The organism is Streptomyces sp. AC555_RSS877, from assembly GCF_019049245.1.
Classification (GTDB): Bacteria; Actinomycetota; Actinomycetes; order Streptomycetales; family Streptomycetaceae; genus Streptomyces.
The window spans coordinates 25,493-43,496 of sequence record NZ_JAGMUK010000033.1; the positions used below are offsets into that span (position 1 = coordinate 25,493).

18 protein-coding genes and 1 pseudogene are annotated in these 18,004 nt (G+C 68.7%); 14 read left to right on the top strand and 5 right to left on the bottom strand.

The genetic code is table 11. The annotated features are described in order from the left end of the window. Positions 1–133: 133 nt before the first annotated feature. From KUM49_RS15685 to KUM49_RS50200, 3 genes and pseudogenes are all read right to left on the bottom strand, one after another. The gene (locus KUM49_RS15685) at positions 134–667 is read right to left on the bottom strand and encodes a hypothetical protein (RefSeq protein WP_217237458.1); all 534 of its coding nucleotides are present in this window, start codon (positions 665–667) and stop codon (positions 134–136) included. Continuing rightward, a pseudogene (locus KUM49_RS50690) lies at positions 659–805 on the bottom strand (peptidylprolyl isomerase); the annotation flags it as partial. The gene KUM49_RS15685 and the pseudogene KUM49_RS50690, both read right to left, overlap by 9 nt. After that, the gene (locus KUM49_RS50200) at positions 799–1,377 is read right to left on the bottom strand and encodes a helix-turn-helix transcriptional regulator (RefSeq protein ID WP_308406634.1); all 579 of its coding nucleotides are present in this window, start codon (positions 1,375–1,377) and stop codon (positions 799–801) included. The pseudogene KUM49_RS50690 and the gene KUM49_RS50200, both read right to left, overlap by 7 nt. On the opposite strand from KUM49_RS50200, the gene KUM49_RS15695 reads away from it, so the two are divergent. After that, entirely contained in the window at positions 1,332–2,702 is a 1,371-nt protein-coding gene (locus tag KUM49_RS15695; protein ID WP_217237460.1) for a cytochrome P450, read from the top strand. The genes KUM49_RS50200 and KUM49_RS15695 overlap by 46 nt on opposite strands. 324 nt (positions 2,703–3,026) lie before the next feature. Here KUM49_RS15695 and KUM49_RS15700 read toward each other — a convergent pair whose 3' ends face one another. Continuing rightward, a complete protein-coding gene (locus tag KUM49_RS15700) occupies positions 3,027–3,653 on the bottom strand; it encodes a hypothetical protein (RefSeq protein ID WP_217237461.1) in 627 nt (208 codons plus the stop codon). 412 nt (positions 3,654–4,065) lie between these two features. Here KUM49_RS15700 and KUM49_RS15705 point away from each other — a divergent pair, with 412 nt between their 5' ends. Then, positions 4,066–4,386 carry a hypothetical protein gene (locus KUM49_RS15705; RefSeq protein ID WP_217237462.1) on the top strand — a complete coding sequence of 107 codons (321 nt, stop codon included), beginning with the start codon at positions 4,066–4,068 and terminating at the stop codon, positions 4,384–4,386. Between the two features lie 112 nt (positions 4,387–4,498). Here the strand turns inward: KUM49_RS15705 and KUM49_RS15710 are convergent, their stop codons facing one another. Beyond that, entirely contained in the window at positions 4,499–5,197 is a 699-nt protein-coding gene (locus KUM49_RS15710) for a hypothetical protein (protein ID WP_217237463.1), read from the bottom strand. Positions 5,198–6,480: 1,283 nt separating this feature from the next. On the opposite strand from KUM49_RS15710, the gene KUM49_RS48310 reads away from it, so the two are divergent. From KUM49_RS48310 to KUM49_RS15770, 12 genes are all read left to right on the top strand, one after another. Next, complete coding sequence (locus KUM49_RS48310; protein ID WP_254401312.1) at positions 6,481–7,113, top strand: hypothetical protein; 633 nt, start codon at positions 6,481–6,483, stop codon at positions 7,111–7,113. Beyond that, positions 7,107–7,994 (top strand): ATP/GTP-binding protein, encoded by an 888-nt coding sequence (locus tag KUM49_RS15720; protein WP_217237464.1) that lies wholly within the window; start codon positions 7,107–7,109, stop codon positions 7,992–7,994. Before KUM49_RS48310 ends, KUM49_RS15720 begins: the two co-directional genes overlap by 7 nt. An 84-nt stretch (positions 7,995–8,078) precedes the next feature. After that, entirely contained in the window at positions 8,079–8,723 is a 645-nt protein-coding gene (locus tag KUM49_RS15725; protein ID WP_308406636.1) for an SAF domain-containing protein, read from the top strand. Then, on the top strand, positions 8,723–9,550 hold the full coding sequence (locus KUM49_RS15730; protein WP_217237466.1) for a hypothetical protein: 828 nt from the start codon (positions 8,723–8,725) through the stop codon (positions 9,548–9,550). Before KUM49_RS15725 ends, KUM49_RS15730 begins: the two co-directional genes overlap by 1 nt. Next, positions 9,540–11,039, top strand: a complete 1,500-nt coding sequence (locus tag KUM49_RS15735; RefSeq protein WP_217237467.1) for a CpaF/VirB11 family protein — start codon at positions 9,540–9,542, stop codon at positions 11,037–11,039. The genes KUM49_RS15730 and KUM49_RS15735 overlap by 11 nt, the downstream gene beginning before the upstream one ends. Then, on the top strand, positions 11,036–11,992 hold the full coding sequence (locus tag KUM49_RS15740) for a type II secretion system F family protein (RefSeq protein ID WP_217237468.1): 957 nt from the start codon (positions 11,036–11,038) through the stop codon (positions 11,990–11,992). The genes KUM49_RS15735 and KUM49_RS15740 overlap by 4 nt, the downstream gene beginning before the upstream one ends. Beyond that, positions 11,989–12,873 (top strand): type II secretion system F family protein, encoded by an 885-nt coding sequence (locus KUM49_RS15745; protein WP_217237469.1) that lies wholly within the window; start codon positions 11,989–11,991, stop codon positions 12,871–12,873. Before KUM49_RS15740 ends, KUM49_RS15745 begins: the two co-directional genes overlap by 4 nt. Before the next feature lie 46 nt (positions 12,874–12,919). After that, on the top strand, positions 12,920–13,135 hold the full coding sequence (locus KUM49_RS15750) for a hypothetical protein (protein ID WP_217237470.1): 216 nt from the start codon (positions 12,920–12,922) through the stop codon (positions 13,133–13,135). Further along, positions 13,135–13,560, top strand: a complete 426-nt coding sequence (locus KUM49_RS15755; RefSeq protein WP_217237471.1) for a TadE family protein — start codon at positions 13,135–13,137, stop codon at positions 13,558–13,560. The genes KUM49_RS15750 and KUM49_RS15755 overlap by 1 nt, the downstream gene beginning before the upstream one ends. Continuing rightward, the gene (locus KUM49_RS15760) at positions 13,557–14,021 is read left to right on the top strand and encodes a TadE/TadG family type IV pilus assembly protein (RefSeq protein ID WP_217237472.1); all 465 of its coding nucleotides are present in this window, start codon (positions 13,557–13,559) and stop codon (positions 14,019–14,021) included. The genes KUM49_RS15755 and KUM49_RS15760 overlap by 4 nt, the downstream gene beginning before the upstream one ends. Beyond that, on the top strand, positions 14,018–14,470 hold the full coding sequence (locus KUM49_RS15765; RefSeq protein WP_217237473.1) for a pilus assembly protein TadG-related protein: 453 nt from the start codon (positions 14,018–14,020) through the stop codon (positions 14,468–14,470). The genes KUM49_RS15760 and KUM49_RS15765 overlap by 4 nt, the downstream gene beginning before the upstream one ends. Then, on the top strand, positions 14,470–17,982 hold the full coding sequence (locus tag KUM49_RS15770) for a LysM peptidoglycan-binding domain-containing protein (RefSeq protein WP_217237474.1): 3,513 nt from the start codon (positions 14,470–14,472) through the stop codon (positions 17,980–17,982). Before KUM49_RS15765 ends, KUM49_RS15770 begins: the two co-directional genes overlap by 1 nt. The last annotated feature ends 22 nt before the right edge of the window (positions 17,983–18,004 follow it).

The window sequence follows — 18,004 nt, forward strand, 5'->3', positions numbered from 1 at the left end:
TCATTGCTCGCTGCTGCTCGACAGAGAAAGGAGCGGGCCACAAGGTGCCACTAGCTGCGGCGTGCAAGGGCCGGCGCTGGAGGTGGGGAGCCCTTCGCCGCGACGTGCGCAGCAAGGGGCTCGCTCGGTGGCTCTATTCCTCTCCAGTCGTGTCCGTTCGATCGACAGGGGCCAGTTCGATCCCACGCAGCCGGCGCAACCATCGCGCGAGCACGAACAACGCGCCGCTGAGGATTGCACAGGGTTCCCAGATCTCGGTCGCCAGAGCACCTAGACCACCGTCACCGACGATGTAGATCGCCTGCCCACCTACGACGGCCGCCATGGCAGTATTCGTGCGCTGCTCGGTCGCCAGGAGCCAGTCGACCGGCCGCCATATCGGTCGGGCGATGTCGGAGACTCGCATACGGATGGCGGCTACCACGAAGCCTGCCAGGAGGCGACGCCTACCTCTCGGCGGCACTTCCAGCCCATCCTCAGGTGAACCGGCGAGAACCGCGCGCCAGTCCTCCCGAAGGTGGGATCGGCGAGGACCCGCTGTGTAGACCGCTGCGTCCATCCACCACTGCTGGGCACGGGGCCCTGTCGCGTATTTGAATATGTAGAGCAGGAGTTGGGGCACGACCCCGAGGGGGGCGTACGGCCGTAGCCCCTCCGTCAGGGCCATGCCGAGGCTGAAGCTGAGCCCAAGCAGAGCACCCGCATTGCGGAATCGGGCGGCTCGCCGCGCCTGTAGGCGCCGTTGTTGCTGACGCAGGTATTTTTCGTGGGCCAGGCCGCGGCGCCGCTGCTCGCTCGTTACCACGGGCTGCCTCCCGCGTATCCCAGACCGAACCGCCGTTGGCGCGCTTCTCGCCGGGCTTCGAGAGCGGCGCGTGCTTCCGCGCGGCCAGCGCCGGTGAGCTCGTAGTAGCGACGTGGCGGCCGCCCCGGATGTGGGCCTACCTCTTCACGGCTCACGATCCATCCTCGCTCCGCCAGGCGATCAAGGATGGGGTAGACGGTCCCCGAGCCGAGATCCGCGCTTGCGCAGATGCTCAGACCCCACGCAGGGGCGTCGCTTGTGGCTGAGAGCAGCACCTCCAGCACTGCGATGGTTGGCTTTGTCAGCCTAGGAGTTGACATGCAATCAGTAGAGCATGTGTCGAGTACGACATACAAGGGTGCAACGCGCAGGCACGCGCCCTGCCCGGCCCGGCTGACCATGAGCGTCCGGCATCCTCCGGTCGATGGCCCCGTGGCAAAGAACACGCCCAGGCGCAGATTGCGGTGGGACCTCAGAAGGGAATTGATGTATGCGCCCGTGATTGCCCTGAAGGGAGCATGCCCCCGTGACGCTCGCAGCGCCTCCCCCCATACCCAGGGCGGCAGGATCATTTCCGCTTCTGGGCCATGCGCCTCAACTCGTGCGTGACAATCTCGCGTTCATCTCCTCGCTCCGCGACTCCTACGGCCCCCTCGTCGAGATCACCCTGCAGCCAGGAACCCGAACGGTGATCGTCCAGGACCCGGCCCTGATCAAGACGATGCTCGTCGACCTCGGGCCCAGCCTCGACAAGGGCCGATTCTTCGAGAAGATGGGCCAGCTCCTGGGCGACAGCGTGGTGACCGCTGCCGGCCAGACCCATGTACGCAAGCGCCGCCAGCTGCAGCCCGCGTTCACCCACACCAACATCGCCCGCTACGTCGACCTCATGCGCGACGAGGCGGCCGCAACGGTCGCCAACTGGAAGTCCGGCCAGAGCCTCGACGTACGTGAGGCGATGGTCGGTCTCTCCCTGGACATGCTCTCCAAAACGGTCTTCTCCGGGAGCCTCGACGAGGCCACCTTCCGCCGGTTGCGCCGGGATCTGTCCGTGGTGATGAACGGCGTCGGCGCCCGCATCATGCTGCCCGACTGGGTCGAACGCTTACCACTGCCCTTCAACCGCCGCTTCGACCAGGCTCGCGAGGCGGTACGCGCCACCATCAGCACGGCCGTCGCCGAGCTGCAGGCCTCCGGGCACGACACCGGGGACATGCTCTCAATGCTGTTGCGGGCCGAGGACGAGGAGACCGGCCGGCCGCTGACCGGGCATCAGGTCTGCTCGGAGATCCTCACCCTGGCTGTGGCCGGTACCGAGACGACCGCCTCGGTGCTGTCGTGGGTGCTGTATGAGCTCGCCCGTGATCCCGGCATCGAGGAACGGGTGCAGGCCGAACTCGGCGACGTCCTCGGCGGGCGGCCGGTGACCTTCGACGACATCGGCCGTCTGCCCTATTTGCAACGGGTCATCAACGAAGCCCTGAGGCTGCACCACACAGGTTGGCTCGTGACCCGCCGTACGACAGAGGAGACCCGCATCGGCCAGTGGACGCTGCCGGCGGGCACCGAGTTGGCCTACTGCCAACACGCCTTGCACCGCGACCCCGAGCTGTTCCCCGACCCGCTCAGCTTCGATCCGGATCGGTGGAAGGACAGCAGCCCTCCGCCAGCGTTCCTTCCGTTCGGCGCGGGCAAGCACAAGTGCATAGGTGACCGTTTCGCGCTGACCGAGCTCGTCACTGCCATCGCGACGATCGTCAGAGCAGTGCGGTTCACTCTCGCTCCAGGCCAGACCGTACAGCCGGTGGCGCGTGCCACCGTGCGGCCCAAGACTCTCCGCATGACCGTCCAGCGTCGCCGGGACTCGGACCACGGTGCAGCACACGCGGGCCGTTGAGCCAGCTCTGGACAGGCGAATTCCAGCCAGTCCGGGGGAAGGCCGTGTCTGAGCATTCCAGCCGGGGAAGACACTGCCCGCCGATTCCGTTTGATCAAAGCAGAAGGCAGGGACTCATATGGCCCCATTCCCTCTAGGTATACCGACCGGAGTCATGCGCGCCATCATGATCGGCAAGTTCCTCTCCGGCGTGAGAGACAAACTTCGTCTGCGGACACCGCGCTCGTAGCGCGGTGCAGGGGGTGCCGTGGCCGGAGAGGGCTGAGGCATCCCCTGCTCATTCCGCGGCCAGGCCGGCGCTGCGGCCATGGCGGAGGGCGGTGGTCAGTAAGACCGCGGTCCCACTTTGGTGGCCCAGACCTTATTGGAGAAACCGGTGGGCTTCTTGCCCTTGCGGACCACCTCACAGCGGTACTTGGTGTCCTTGTCCAGGGGGACAAGGACGGCCTCGGGGATGTTGCTGCACAGGGCGTAGTCGATGTAGCCCTTGTTGTTCCCGTAGAGGTATCCGGCGACTCCGTCGCGCGTGAGGATGCCCGTGTTCGGGGTCGCCTCGTACTGCACGTAGTTGTCGGACCAGGCGGCGTTGTCGCCGATCGTCACGGCCCACTCGACTTTGAGTCCGTCGAATGTGGTGGTGCAGGTCGCCCTGGTGGACCTCGTGGAGGCGAGGTTGCTGGGGCACGTGGCGGTGGTCTCGCCCTCCGTGTGAGCCATCTTGACGGTGCGGCGCCGCAGCTCGTATTCCAGCTGATCCGCGAAGGGGGCGTCTTCGGCTGGCGAGGGCTTTATCTCGTCGTCAACGACGGTTGCGGCGGGCTTCGTCAGCTTCTGTGGGAGCACGGACGCTGTCGGTGCTGGTGTGCTGCCGGCGTCATCCTTGTCTCCTTCCGCGCAGGCCGTGGCCAGCACGAGGGTGCACCCGACGACTGCAAAGATTTTCATGCGCATGATCACCACTCTAAGCCAAACTGTCCACGATCATTGACACTTTGGTGAGTGCTCCAGCAGGATCTGAACCTGCGATCTCACCGGCCCGAACCGCCACCAGGGCTGCTCAAGCGCGCAATCCTTGGCCGTTGCTCCACAGACTGCAGACCGAGGTCACGATCGAGCCGGTGCCAACGAGAGAGGACCACATGCGCAAAGCGTCAGCCTGCGGCGAAGAGCCGGCACTGGGCAATGCGGCGGGACGAGACCTGGGCTGGGGCCCACGATCCGCAGAACAGCGCGCCACGGGCACCCGCTTAGCGGGCACCGTGGGGCCCGCGTCCCGGCCAAGCCGCACCGGTTGCCTGGCGGCAGGTTCGGAGACAGGCTCCTCCCTGTTCGTATCGGCCTTCCCGCACACGGAGCGGGCCTCATGAATCAGGTAAGGGCGACCGAGGACTACACACCAGAGGACATCGCCGAACTCCGTAAGGTGCTGAGTGACCTGCTCTCGTCGTGCACGGCCCTGGTCGACCAGTACGGCACCGGAGGCACCTGGGCGCCGTCACCCAACGGAATCCTCGCCGAACTGGACGACTCCGCGGCGCTGTTCGCCGACCTGTCACGTCTCCTTTCCAGGAGCCGTAAGGGCGTCGGCCGGATCAATCTCAAGGTGCGCCAGCGCTGTCTCGGCCAGCCCTGCGACCGCGCCTCCAAGGTGCTGTCCGGCCCGGCGTCCGTCTGGCTGCCCTGACCTCGCAAGGCCCCCGGGACTCCCGGCGGACAGGACCGGCTCGACCGGCTCCCTGAGCTGATGTGCGGAAGCTCCTCGAGGGCCGCCACAAGGCACCACCCCGGTCACGGCACTAGCTGGGACCTTGGCGACGCGCGGCGATGACCGCGGCCAGAATGCTGTCCATCGCATCGGTGTCCTGGCCGAGTTCCTCGGTGCTGCGCGCCGCCACCCTGGTCACGCCATGGGCGAGCGCGTCGGTGACCTTGTTGAGGAAGGTCAGTTCGCGCACGATCGGTCGCAGGGATGCGACGAGGGCTTCGCTCTCGGTGTAGGAGCAGAAGCCGGGAAGCGCTCCGAAGAACCGCTCGATGCGGGCGATGGTCTCCGGGTTCGCCTGGCGGCCCTCGGTGAAGATGTAGTGGACGGTCTGCCTGCTGATCTGTGCGCCGCGGGCGATCTCCCCGTAGCTGTATGGCCTTGGCGTCCGGCCGCTGAGCCTGCGGGTGACCGGCTGTTTGAGTCGGGTCTCGCGCAGGAAGGTCAGGCGTTGCAGGAAGCGGGCTTGTACGGCTTCCTTCGAAGCCTGTTGTTCGGGGCTCTCGCCGTTGAGGAGCTCGGTCACCCGCTCCGGGGTGAGGCCGGTGTCGTGGCTGATCTTTTCGGGGTCCAGCAATGGGGCGAGTTTGTCGCGGGCTTCGGGTGGGAGTTGTTGCCGAAGTTCGTTTAGCTGGGCGAGTACCAGGGCGAGCTGGCTGTCCTCGGCGGATACCGGTTCGGCATGGGCAGGCGTGTCACCCGCTACCGGGGGCGGCTCGACGGCCTCGTTCACCTGAGCTCTCCATGGGTGGCCCGACAGATCTGGCAGGGGGGTTCGCTGAAGCTACCCCGCTTGCTGCCCCCGTATCGGGGGATCCACCGAGATCGTACGGGGATGCTCCCCCCAACGCCACGATCGTTCACAATTATTGACACTCTGGTTCGTGGTGTATCAGGATCGGGTGTGGCTGGAGTTTCGTCGCTGGGCCAGCCTCGACACGTGGTCGTACATCGGCGTGCTCGCTGCCAACTGCCCAATCAGGGCTTCCCCCGGGCAGAAAACGCCGTCCAGTCATCCGCTGCGCACCACCTCCGCCGCTAGATGGCACCGGAGGACAGCATGAGCAAAGGAGCACAGGTGAGGAGGTGCACCGGGACCGGCCGAGGCCGCCATCCGCGAAGAGTCCTGCTGCCCACCGCTCCGAGTCGCCAACGGCTCCCGGTCACAGGGTTAACGCCCCTGATGACCGGGCCAGGTCAGGGCCATCCAGGGATCGCTGCCCCCGCGCGATCAGGCTTTGACCTGGGCTGGGGTGCCCGGCGTGATCCGGGCACCCCAGCGAGGCTTCCGCTGCCGTCAGGGCTGCTGTGTCATGCGCGGTGACCCCAGAGGCGGCACGATACGCAGCGTCGACGGGTTCGCCCTCACCCCCGCCGGCACGTACTGGGATGCCGTCCGGCTCCCCCGGGAACTCGGCCTTCAGACCATGACCTACGTGTCAGGGTCTGTGGGCGCCGTCCTCATGGGCCCTCCTGCCCGCGGCATGTACTTTCTCGTGCCGCCGGGCACGACCGGCTCGTGGGACGTTCCGCAGACTTCGGCGCTGAGCGCCGCCTCGTATGTCGCGCTCCCGCCCGACTACCGCATCCGTCCGCCCGGCCCATACTGGCTCCTCTCCCCCCAGCGGGGCCTGTGGCACACGCGTACCGACGAGCTGCGTGCAGCCATTGAGACTGCGCTCGGCCTTCGCCCTGCCGCCCCGGACCGCGTACGGCCCGATCTCGCGCACCTCACCCAAGGTCAAATCGATGGATCTCACTGCGCGGCATGCGACGCACGCCTGCTCAACAGCCGACGTCTGGGCATGTTCTGCACCGGCGAAGGCCTGCTGGCCGAACCGACGGAGTTGTGGGCGTGCGCCCCACGGTGCGATCCGTCCCGAGCGGCCATCGGCTCCCACCACAGGAGCCGACGGCCCGACTCGGCCTAGGCCCCGCTCAAGGACACGTCCTCTGCATCCGAGTCCGTTCGCACCGGTCCTGCATCCGCCCGCACTCGAGGAGACCCGTAAGGCCATGACGTCCCCCCACGGCACCATCCGCTGCGCGTTCCCGACTCGCTGCAGGACGTCCATCACGAGGCGCATCCACCGGAAGGCTGCCGCGTTGCTGATCGCGGGCAGCCTGGCAGGGCTGACCGCTTGCAGCTCATCCGACAAAAAGGACGAGACGAGCGACGAGTCCCCGGCTGTCACGCAGTCCCCGACGGAGTCCGCCACCCCTGATCCGAAGGAGACGGCGAAGAAAGAAGCGCTCGCAGCGTATGGAGCGTATTGGCAGGAGATGGAAAAGCTCTACGCCGACCGCACAGGCAAGAGCGCCCGCCTCGATCAGTACGCCGCGTCCGCAGCCTTGAAGAACGCCGAGTCCGACGCCAAACGCGCTCACGAGAACGGCCTCATCTACCTCGGCGATGTCGCCGTCACAGACCAGACAGTCACCAAGATCGACGCCTCGGGAAAGATCCCGAACGCGACGGTCTCCAGCTGCCTGGACATCTCGCGCTGGCAGACCGTCGACGCCAGGACCCAGAAACCAGCGCCCCTCCCGGACAACCGGCTGACGAAGTACATGATCGTCAGCACGGTCGAAAAGTATCCAGAGGGCTGGCGCGTCACCAGCGACGAGCCCCAGGGGAAATCATGCTGACCCGCCGAATCGCCGCCAGTGCGGCGACTTTCTTAGTCGCAGCGCTCGCCGCCCCTGCCAACAGCTACGCAGACGAGGACCCCAACGGCGGCGGCGGTATCACGTGCGGCCTGTACAACTGCGAGGTTGAGGTTGACGTCCCCGGGCAGGCCGGTGGCCAAGACGGCGGCAGCGACGGCACGGGCGGATCGGGCGGAGGCAGCGGGTCGGCCGGGGGCGACGACGGCGAGTTCGCGAATGTCTGCTCCTACAAGCTCGCAGACCCGCAGCCGCCCGCCGGCAGCCTGGACTGGGAAGGCCACGAACCCGGCGACGGGGCCGTGTACGAACAGACCTGCACGCGAGACGGAGGGAACCTCACCATCGCTCGGATGGTGTGGTTGGCCGAGCCGCCCGAGCAAGAGGCAGTCGACCCGGCTGTCTTGGCGCAGCGCGCAGTTGACTCAATGACGCTGCTCGGGCCGGACATTGCCAGTCCGCGCGCGGCCGGGAAGTACACGGTCGGTGTCCCGATGTGGATGTGGGTCAACCAGAGCGCCACGACCTACGGGCCCAACACCGCCTCGGCGTCGGCGGGCGGGATCACCGTCACCGCGACCGCGAAGGTGTCGAAGATCGTATGGGATCTGGGAGACGGAGCCAGCGTGACGTGCAACGGACCCGGCACGCCCTATCAGGGCTCCGAGGGCATGGCCCAGTCACCGACCTGCGGACACGTGTATTCCAAGACCTCAGTCGGCGCCAAGAACGGCAAGTACCCCGTGACCGCGACCTCGACGTGGACGATCGACTGGCAGGGCGGCGGAGCAGCTGGCCAGCTCACCGAGATCCGGCAAACCAACGTGCAGGTGGCGATCGGCGAACTGCAGGTCGTCAGGTAACGCCGCCGGAAGGACAGAACGTTGAGCAACATCCAAGAACGTGTAGACGCGGTCAGCTCGAACCGAGTTCCCCAGCAGGGACGCATTGCTGGACCGGTGGCTCCCCCGCGGGTATCGGCCCGCAGGCGTCGGCCGGGTGTCATCGCCTTGTCTCTGGCATTGATCGCCGCCGGAGGCGCAGGTGTCGCTGTCCTGCTGCTGCAGGTCGGCAACCGCACCGAGGTAGTGACCGTGGTCCGTGACGTCCAGGTCGGCCAAGTCCTCACCGAAGACGACCTGGGCAAGGCCTCCATGGCGCTGGACCCGGCCGTCAAGGCTGTGCACAGCGACGACCTGGACTCGGTGGTGGGCAAGCGGGCCGCCGTGGAACTCAAGCCCGGCTCCCTGCTTGCCCCGTCGCAGGTGACGAAGGACTCGCTGGTGAAGGTCGGTGAGCAGTTGGTGCCGATCGGGCTCAAGCCCGAGCAGGTCCCGGCCACCGCGCTGGTGCCGGGCCAGAAGGTGCAGCTGGTCCACGTCCCGGCCCAGGGCGCAACGGACACCGACAAGACGTCCAACACCACACCGCAGACGATCGACGGGCGGGTCGTGAAGGCTTCCGGCGCCGCGCCCGGCACTGGAGTTGTGGTCGTCGATGTCGCCACCACCGCGGAAGACGGCCCCACTGCCGCCGCGTGGGTGTCGGCCGGCGCGCTGCGTCTGGTCCTCGCCGCTCCGGGCGGTAACTGATGTCTGTGATCGCACTGGCAGGCTGCAGTGGCGCACCCGGCGTGACCACGAGTGCGCTCGCCTTGCTGCTGTCGTGGCCGCTGGATCCGGGGCGGCGGATGATCCTGGCTGAGTGTGACCCGGATGGCGGGGCGGTGCTGCACGGGCTGCTGCAGGGCACGCTGGGTGACCGGTACGGGTTGCGCAACCTGTCCGTCGCGGCCCGCAAGGGCGAGTTCAGCGATGCGTTCTGGCGTCAGCTGATCGACCTGAGCGGTGAGGACGGCAAGAAGGAATCGCCGCGTGACCGGTTGTTGCTGCCGGGCATTACCGATCCCGCGCAGGCGGCGAGCCTGGGCTCTGTATGGAAGGTCTTGGCCCAGATGTTCCGCGGCATCGAAGCCGAGAGCGGGCACGACGTTCTGATCGACCTTGGCCGCTGCGGGGCGTTCGGGCCCTCCGGTGTCCTGGCCGAGCAGGCCGACACAGTCATCGTGGTGGTGCGTAACACCCTGCGCTGCCTGCAGGCCGCGGAAGCCCGGGTGCGTGCGCTGGAGGAACGGGTCGGCGAGGTAGGGCTGATTGTGATCGATGAGGGTCCCTACCCAGCGGGCGAGGTGCAGCGGGTGCTGCAGGTGCCGGTGGTAGCGACCCTGCCGTACGCGCCGGACGACGCCCGTGTGCTGTCGGACGGCGCCGAGCAGGCCCGTCGTTTCACCAAGTCGCCGCTGATGAAGGCCGCCCGGACGGGCAGTGCCCTGCTGGTGCAGCGGGCCGCTGTGCGGCGGGCCCGTCTCGATCCGGGCGGCGTGCGTGCCGCGGGCGGGCAGGTGACCCGTGCGCGGTAGGCCTCTGCACACCGATCCCAGTGTGGTTGCGCCGGCTGGCCACCCCCTGCAGGCGTGGACGCACCAGGCGAACGGCGCACCTGCCCGTGCCGGTGCTGCCTCAAGTGCGCACGCGCTCGGCGCCACCACTCCTCAGGTCACCGTCGATTACAAGGTCGCTCGGCATATCGCGGCCCAGGTCGCCAAGCAGCGCGAGGAACTGCTCAAGTCGACGCCCGATATGGACCGGGCCAGCGAAGAGCAGCGGTGCCTGGACTGGATCAACGAGGCTGTTGCGGTGTGGTCGGACGCCCAGGCGATGGCGCCGCAGGAAGATGAAGCACTGCGGCGTGCCGTCTACGACCTGCTCTTCAGGGCGGGTCGGCTGCAGCCGTATCTGGACGATGAGCGGGTCGAGGACATCATCATCCAAGGGCCGCACGAGGTGTGGCTGGACTACGGCGACGGCGAGCGCCGCATGGTGGGGCCGATCGCGGACTCGGAAGAGGAACTGCTGGAGCTCCTGCGGGAGCTGGCCCGTGGTTCCGGGCACAACGAGCGCACCATCTCCACCGCGAACCCGACGCTGGCGCTGTCGTTGCAGGACGGTTCCCGTCTGCAGGCGATCTCCGGGCTGGGGCCGATGACGTATGCGGTCATCCGCCGGCACCGGGTCTCCCACGCGGACCTCGATGACTTGGTACGGCTGGGCACGATCGACCCGGTCCTGCGTGACTTCCTCGGCGCGTGCGTGCGCGCGGAGAAGAACATCATGATCGCGGGGAAGCAGAAGGCGGGGAAGACCACGCTGCTGCGGGCGATGCTCAAGGAGTTCGATCCGGAGACGCGGTTTGCCACCATCCAGACCGAGGACGAGCTGTTCGCCCACGCCAACGGCTACCACCGCCAGGTCGTCTCCCTGGTCGGGCGTGAGTCCAACGGTGAGAAGGACGTCACCGGCCGGGGCGCCGGCGAGGTCACCCTGCTGGACCTGATGCATCCGGCGCTGCGGATGTCGCTGGAGCGGATCGTGGTCGGTGAGGTCCGCGGCCCGGAAGTCGTCGCCATGATGCAGGCGTTGACGAACGGGTCGGGCGGCAACCTGTGCACCATCCACGCCCGCCGCCCGGACATCATCTTCGACCGGATCGCCGAGCTGTACGCGCTCGCCCAGGAGAATCTGAGCGAGCAGTTGGCCTACCGGCAGACCGCCAACGGCCTGGACTTCATCGTCTACGTCGACATGACGGACGAGACGCAGATCGGCGGGCGGCGTCACCGCTACGTCTCCCACGTCCTGGAGCTGACCGGGATCGGCGAGAACGGCCGTCCCGCCACGAACACGATCTTCTCCCCCGGCACCGAGTGGGGTGACCTGCGGGCAGTCCCGCGGATGGATCCGAGCTGTATCGACGACCTGCGCCGCGTCGGCTTCGACTCCGCCCTCCTGCAGCAGCCCTACGGGGCCTGGCAGGCGCCGCTGCCTCTGAAAGTGGAGGTAAGGCGATGACCTTGTTGCTGGGGCTGCTGTGCGGCATGGCCGTGATCGGCGGGCTGATCGGCGCCGTGGCCGGTGTCGTGGGCACGACCGCACCGCGCCGGGCCCCGCTGCGGCAGCGGTGGCAGGCCCTGCGCGGCCGGGAAAAGGCTGAGGACGTACGGCTGCGGCGGCGGACCTTCACCGTCTTGGCGGTCGTGGTGTTCGTCGGCGTGTGGCTGGTGTCGGGGAACTTCGTGGGCGGCACGCTGCTCGGCTCGGCGGTCATCGGCGTGCCCTGGCTGATCGCCCCGGCGCAGCTTGCGCAGGAACGCATCGGGCAGTTGGAGGCGCTCAGCGAATGGACCCAGCGGCTGGCTGGGCTCTTGAGGTTGGGTATGGGCTTGGAACAGGCGATGATCACCAGCCGTCAGGGTGCACCGGAGGAGCTTTCCGGGCAGATCGTCAACCTGTCGGACCGGCTGCGGCTGGGCTGGCGGCCGCAGGAGGCGCTGCGGGCGTTCGCCGAGGAGCTTGACGACGTCACCGCGGACAAGGTGGTCGCCGCGCTCATCCTGTCGGTCAACGACCGCGGGCCGGGTCTGGCGCAGGCCTTGGAGGACCTGGCAGGCACGGTCCGCGATGAGGTCGCCAAGAAGCGCTCCATCGAGGCGGACCGGGCCAAACCCCGCACCACCGTGCGGTGGATGACCATCCTCACCGTGGGCGTCGTCGTGGCCGGGTTCTTCGTCCCGTCCTACACCAAGCCGTACTCCACGCTGCTGGGCCAGCTGGTGCTCGCGCTTCTGATGGCCGGGTTCATCGGGGTGCTCGCTTTGATGCGGCAGCTGGGCTCCTTCCGCCGCATCCCTCGCTTCTTGATCACCGACCCCTCCAGCACCGTCCGCCTGCCCGCACCCGCCAAGGACCCGGACATGCCGGACGTGCCGGTCGCCGGCCGTGAGCCGGAAGGAGTCAGCTCGTGAACCTGCTTCCCGTCGTAGTCACCGGTGGCACGGTCGGCGCCGGCCTCGCGTTGCTGGTGCGGGAACTGCTGCGCCCCCAGCCCGCGCTGGCGGCCGCGCTCGCGCGCAGCGCCCCGACGGCCATGACTCTGCCCGAGCCGGAACTGGACCGCGAAGAGCAGTGGGGACGGTGGCTGCTGGCCCGCCTCGAGCGCCTGCCTGGAGTGCGGGTCCCGAGCACCAACCTGGCCCTGCTCGGGCAGGGACCGGGCCAGTTCATGCTGAAGAAGACCGCACTTGCCGCTCTCGGCCTGCTCTGTCCGGTCCTCGTCACGATCCCGTGGATCATCGCGGGCGTCGCCCTGCCGTTCTACGTTCCCGCCGCCGTGGGCCTGCTCATCGCGGGGCTGCTGTTCATCACCCCGGATCTCGCGGTGCGAGACCAGGCCAAGCGGGCGCGGGAGGAGTTCACGCACGCCCTGTCCGCCTACCTGGACCTGGTCGCGCTCAAGCGGGCCGCCGACGCCGGCCCCGCGGAAGCACTGGAAAAGGCCGCCGAAGTCGGCCGCGGCTGGCCCTTCCTCTATCTGCAGGCAGCACTGCGCCGGGCCCGGCTGGAGAAGATCCCGCCCTATCAGGCACTGACGGAACTCGCCGAGCAGTACGACCTGCGTGTCCTGGACGATGTCGCCGACATCATGCGCGGGTCGGCCACCGACGGCGCCGCCGTCTACAAGGCTTTGCGGGCCCGCACTGCCGCTCTCAACAGCGAGCTGCTGGCCGCGCAGGCTGCCGAAGCGAACGCTGCCAGCGAGAAGATGACCGCCCCCGGAGCTCTCCTCGCCGTGCTGGTCATGCTGCTGATGGCGTTCCCCGCGGTGATCCGCATGCTCACCGTTTGATCAACCGTTCTCACATTCCAACTTGGTTGGTGGAGGAGCACACCTGATGAAGTACACCGCAATCCGTTCCTACCGCGCTGTCCGCTGGCTGACCACGCGCCTGGAAGAGGCGACGGCTGAGGCCGCGCGTCACCCGGACCGGGGTGACATCAGCATCACCACCGTCATCATCTGGGTCGCCGCCGTCACGGGCGCCCTGGTGATCGCCGGGAGTATCGCCGTGGTGATCGCCAAGTACAACGGAAACCTGGCCGGCATCTGATGAACGGCGGCGACCGGCTGAAAGCCTGGTGGCGCGGGCGACGATTGCGCGATGACCGGGGCGATACGTCCATCCAGATGGCGATCGTCTACCCGTTCGTGCTGCTGGCCACGATCGCCGTCATCCAGGCGTCCATGTGGTACTACGCCCGGCAGATCGCGTTGACGGCCGCCCGCGAGGGTCTCACCGTAGCCCGCTCCTACCAGGCTTCCCCGGCCGACGGCACGGCAAGGGCCCGCGAGGTCCTGGGGCGTGCCGCGGGTGACAGCCTGCGCGGCTACAGCGTCACGGCGAACAGCGATGGGGAGCGTGTGCAGGTCCAGGTCTCGGGCACGGCCATGTCGATGATCCCGGGCCTGTCCGGCCTGCAGGTCACGCAGTCCGCGTCCGGTCCGGTGGAGCGCTGGACTGTCCCGGGAGGGTGAACCAGGTGCGATACACGGTCCGATGGGCTCGCAGACTCCGCGGCGATGAGGGCAGCGCCTCGATTGAGGCTGCCATCATCCTCCCTGCCTTGATCATGTTCATCTGTATGGCCATCGCCGGGGGACGCATTGTCACCTCTGGCTCGAAGATCGACGCGGCAGCGGAGGACGCGGCGCGGGAGGCCTCCATTCACCGCACAGCGGGGGCCGCGCAGGGCGCCGCGCAGGCGGCGGCGGCTGAGTCCCTCAACGACCAGGGCATCAAGTGCGCGTCGACCAGCGTCAGCATCAACACGGCCGGTCTCAGCGTGCCGGTGGGGCAGGTAGGGACGGTCACCGCGACGGTGACCTGCACGGTCATTCTCGCCGACCTGTTGCTTCCGGGAGTGCCGGGAGCGAAGACGCTCACGTCGACCGCCACTTCGGTAGTGGACCAGTACAGGCAGCGGGGTGACGGATGATCTTCCGTCGGACTGGCCGGTGCCGAACCCGGCTGGATGACCGGGGTGGTGTGACGGTGTTCGTCGCGGTGTGCGTCGTCGCGCTGCTCGGGATCATCGGTGTCGCCGTCGACGGCGGCAGCAAGATGCGCGCCACGGAACGCGCCGACTACGTCGCCGGCGAAGCGGCCCGGGCGGGCGGACAGGCCATCGACCCCGCCGAGGCCATCAGCGGCAACGCGATCGTCGTCAATCCGCAGGACGCGCAGGCCGCCGCCCAGGCCTACCTGCGCTCGGCGGGTGCCACCGGCAGGGTCAGCGTGTCCGGCGACGGCAAGACCCTCAGCGTCGTCGTCACCGGCTCGTACGACACGAAGTTTCTGTCGGCGGTTGGGATCGGCTCGTTGTCGGTGACCGGCCACGGCAAGGCCACCCTCCTGCATGGCGTCACTGCTCCTGAAGGAAACTGATGCGCACCACCCCCTCCCGCGCCGCGTCGGCCGGCCGCACCCTGGCCCGTGTTCTCAAGGCCGTGCTGAGTTTGATCGTCCTGGCCGCTGCGGTCGCCGGGCTGCCGCTGCTGCTGGCCTGGGTCACCCCGGCCATCTGGGCTTCCACTCACGACGACCTCATGCACTTGCTGGACCGGCAGGACACCGGGGCAGTGTTCCTGCTGCTGCTCGTCGCGGTGGGCTGGATCGGGTGGGCGCAGTTCGCGTTCTGCGCCGTCCGTGAGCTGATCGCCCAGTTGCGGGGCCGGACCTGGCGCGCCCCGCGCGGTCTGGGCTCCTCGCAGCGGGCCGCCGCGCTTCTGGTGGGCAGCATCTTGGTCCTGCTGCCCACGAATTCGGCTCTGGCCTCCGACGCGCAGGCCGCGCCGGCCGCCACCGCGGCTCCCATCCCCGGACAGGCATCGCAGGCCCCGCCAGCCGCCGAAGCCGATCAGGCTCCGTCGTCTGCCGCGAGTGCATCGGCGTCCCGCACGTACACGGTGCGCGATATGCGGCCCGCGGAAAGCCTGTGGGGCATCGCCGAACGGGAGTTGGGGGACGGCGAACTGTGGCGGGAGATCGCGAGCCTGAACGAGGGCCGGACCATGGTCGATGGACAGGTCTTCCGTGCGAACAGCTTTCTGCAGCCCGGCTGGCAGCTGAAGATGCCCGATACCGCCAATCCCGTGGGAGGCGTCCGTACCCAACTAGGTGACAGCGCCCCGGCCGCCGGCCAGAAGAGCGAGCACGTCGTCACGGTCCACTCCGGCGACTACCTGTCGAAGATCGCGGAGGAGGAACTCGGCGACGGCGCCAAGTGGCATCAGCTGTTCGAGGCCACCGAGGGCAAACCGCAGCCGCACGGTCTGCCCGCCATCTCCGACCCGGACGTCATCTACGCGGGGCAGCAGGTCACCGTGCCCGGCGCCCAGCCCGACCAGTCGCCCCGGGACCGCGACCAGGACCGCGATCAGAGCGAGGAGTCGGGCAGTCAGGAGACCACTCCCCCGGCCACTCAGAAGCCCGGCGGTGAGGAGAAGCCGGGCGAGGGTGCAGGGAATGAGACGCCCGTGCCCAGCCACACCGCAGCGCCTGCCCCGGAGTCGTCGGCACCCAGCGCCCCGGCGAGTCGCCCTGCCGGGCAGCCCGGGCAGGATCAGGGCTCTCCTTCCGCACGGCCCGAGCCGAGCGTCAGCGTCTCGCCGTCTGCCGTCTCGCCGTCGGCGTCGGCGTCGGCGTCGGCGTCGGCGTCGGCGTCGGCGTCGGCGTCGGCGTCGGCGTCGGGTGAATCGTCCGGCTCCGCTGCCTCCTCCCCTGACACCACGGCGTCCCAGTCACCGGGGACGGCTCCGGCCGGCAACCCGCTGAACCTGCGCACTGTTCTCGGCGCCGGCGCACTGTTGGCCGCCGCCGTCACCGGCGCTCTCGCCCTACGCAGGACGCTGCAGCGCCGCCGGCGCAAACCGGGCGAGAAGATCGCCATCGGACCGGAGACATCCACGGCAGAGGCACAGCTGGCGGCGACCGCCGAACCGGACGGGGCCGCCCGCTTGGACGTGGCGCTGAGAACCCTGGCCCACCGGGTGGCTCAGGCGCAGGACGCCGTCCTGCCGCCGATGCGGGCGGCGCGGATCGGCGCCCGCACGCTGGAGGTGTTACCCGAGGATCTCTCCCAGGAGCCGCAGGCGCCCTTTGTGTCCGGGAAGGCCGGTTGGTGGGCCCTGTCCTCTGATGCCGTCCTCTTGGACGAGGAGGCCGCCAGCGAGGTGCCGGCACCGTATCCGGGGCTGGTCACGATCGGCAGCACCAAGGCCGGTGACCTTCTGCTGCTCAACCTCGCGCAACTGCCCGCGCTGCTCCTGGACGGCAACCCGGTCCACATCACCGAGGTGTGCACGTCGCTTGCCCTGGAGCTCGGGATGAGCCCGTGGGCGAGTGAAGTCGAGGTCGTCACCGTGGGCTTCGGTGAGGAGCTGCCGCAGTTGCTGCCCACCGCGCGGATCGCCCACATGCGGCAGGCCGCCCACGCACTGCGCGATCTGTCCGAGCGGCTGCTGGAAGCACACCAGATGCCCGAGACCCAGCATCAGCCGTATCTGCTGCTGTGCGCGTCTTCTCTGGACACGGACACGGCCTGGCAGTTCGCCGATGTCATCGACAAGTCCGGCACCGTCCCCGTCACGCTGATCGCCCCGGCGAGTTCGGCTGCCCCACACTTCCCCGAGGCGAAGATCCTCAACGCCTCACTCAGTGAGCCGCAACACCTCGACTACGCCGGCATCGACGTCACGGTGCAGCGCCTGGAGCACGCCGCCTATCTGCAGATCACCACCGCGTTGAAGGTGTCCGGGCAGCCGCCGCATGCGGCCGAGGGTCCTTGGCAGGAGGTCCCCAACGAGCCCGACAGGATGGATGAGCCCGCCCAGCCCGCTCCGGAGGAAACCAGCGCGCCCGCAGCCACCGCTGCCACGAGCCTCTCGCCGGCGGCGGCAACGGATGTGAGCGGTGAGGTCTTCCCGGCCCTGCTCGCCGCCACCACTGATCCGTCCGGACTTCGCCTCCTGCCCACCGCCACGGCGTCGACTCAGTCCGCCGACGAGCCCGGCCCGGACACCGAAGCAGCGCCCCCGGCGCCCGCGGAGACCCCGGCCGTTGGAGAGGCCGCGGGGGCCGCCGATCACGAGGAGTCCGCCAGGGACAGCAAGGCGACGGAGGCTGAGGAGTGCGAGGCGCTTGACCTGCACGCACCGGAGATCCGGGTCCTGGGCCCGGTCGAGGTGACCGGCGTGGACAGCACCGGCCACGGCCCGCGGATGGCACAGCTCGCCGCCTTGCTTTTCTTCCGGCCCGGGCGGAGTGCGGACGTGCTGTGCTCCGACATGGACCCCGTCAGCCCTTGGTCGCCGAGCACCCTCAACGCCCGTCTGCAGGGCTTGCGTCGCTCCCTGGGCAGCGATCCCGCCGGCAATCCTTACGTGCCGCGACGCAGCTCCGGCGAGGACCCGTACCGGCTCTCCCCCGGTGTGCGCTGCGACTGGAGCCGCTTCCTGCAGCTCGTCGAACGCGCTCTGCCCCTGGGACCGGCTGGCCTGCCGGACCTGGAGCGGGCCCTCGCCCTGGTGCGGGGCCGGCCGTTCGGAGGCAAGTCCCTGCCCTGGGCCGAGCCGCACCAGCAGGAAATGATCGCGCGCATCATCGACGTCGCGCACACCGTGGCCACCTACCGCACCCCCGCAGGCTCTCACCACGACCTCAGCGCGGCCCGCCAGGCGATCGCGACCGGCCTCGACGTCGACGACACCGCGGAGCTGCTGTATCGCGACTGGTGCAGGATTGAGGCCGCGGCAGGCAACCGGCAGGGACTGCACACCGCCATCACCCGTGTCCAACAGGTCAACCGGACGCTCGACTGCTCCCTGGAGACGGAGACCGAGCAGCTCATCAACGAACTCCTCAACGGGCCGGGCCCGGCGGCGCGCAAGGCCCTCTAGCCGATGTGCGCGCAGATGCGCA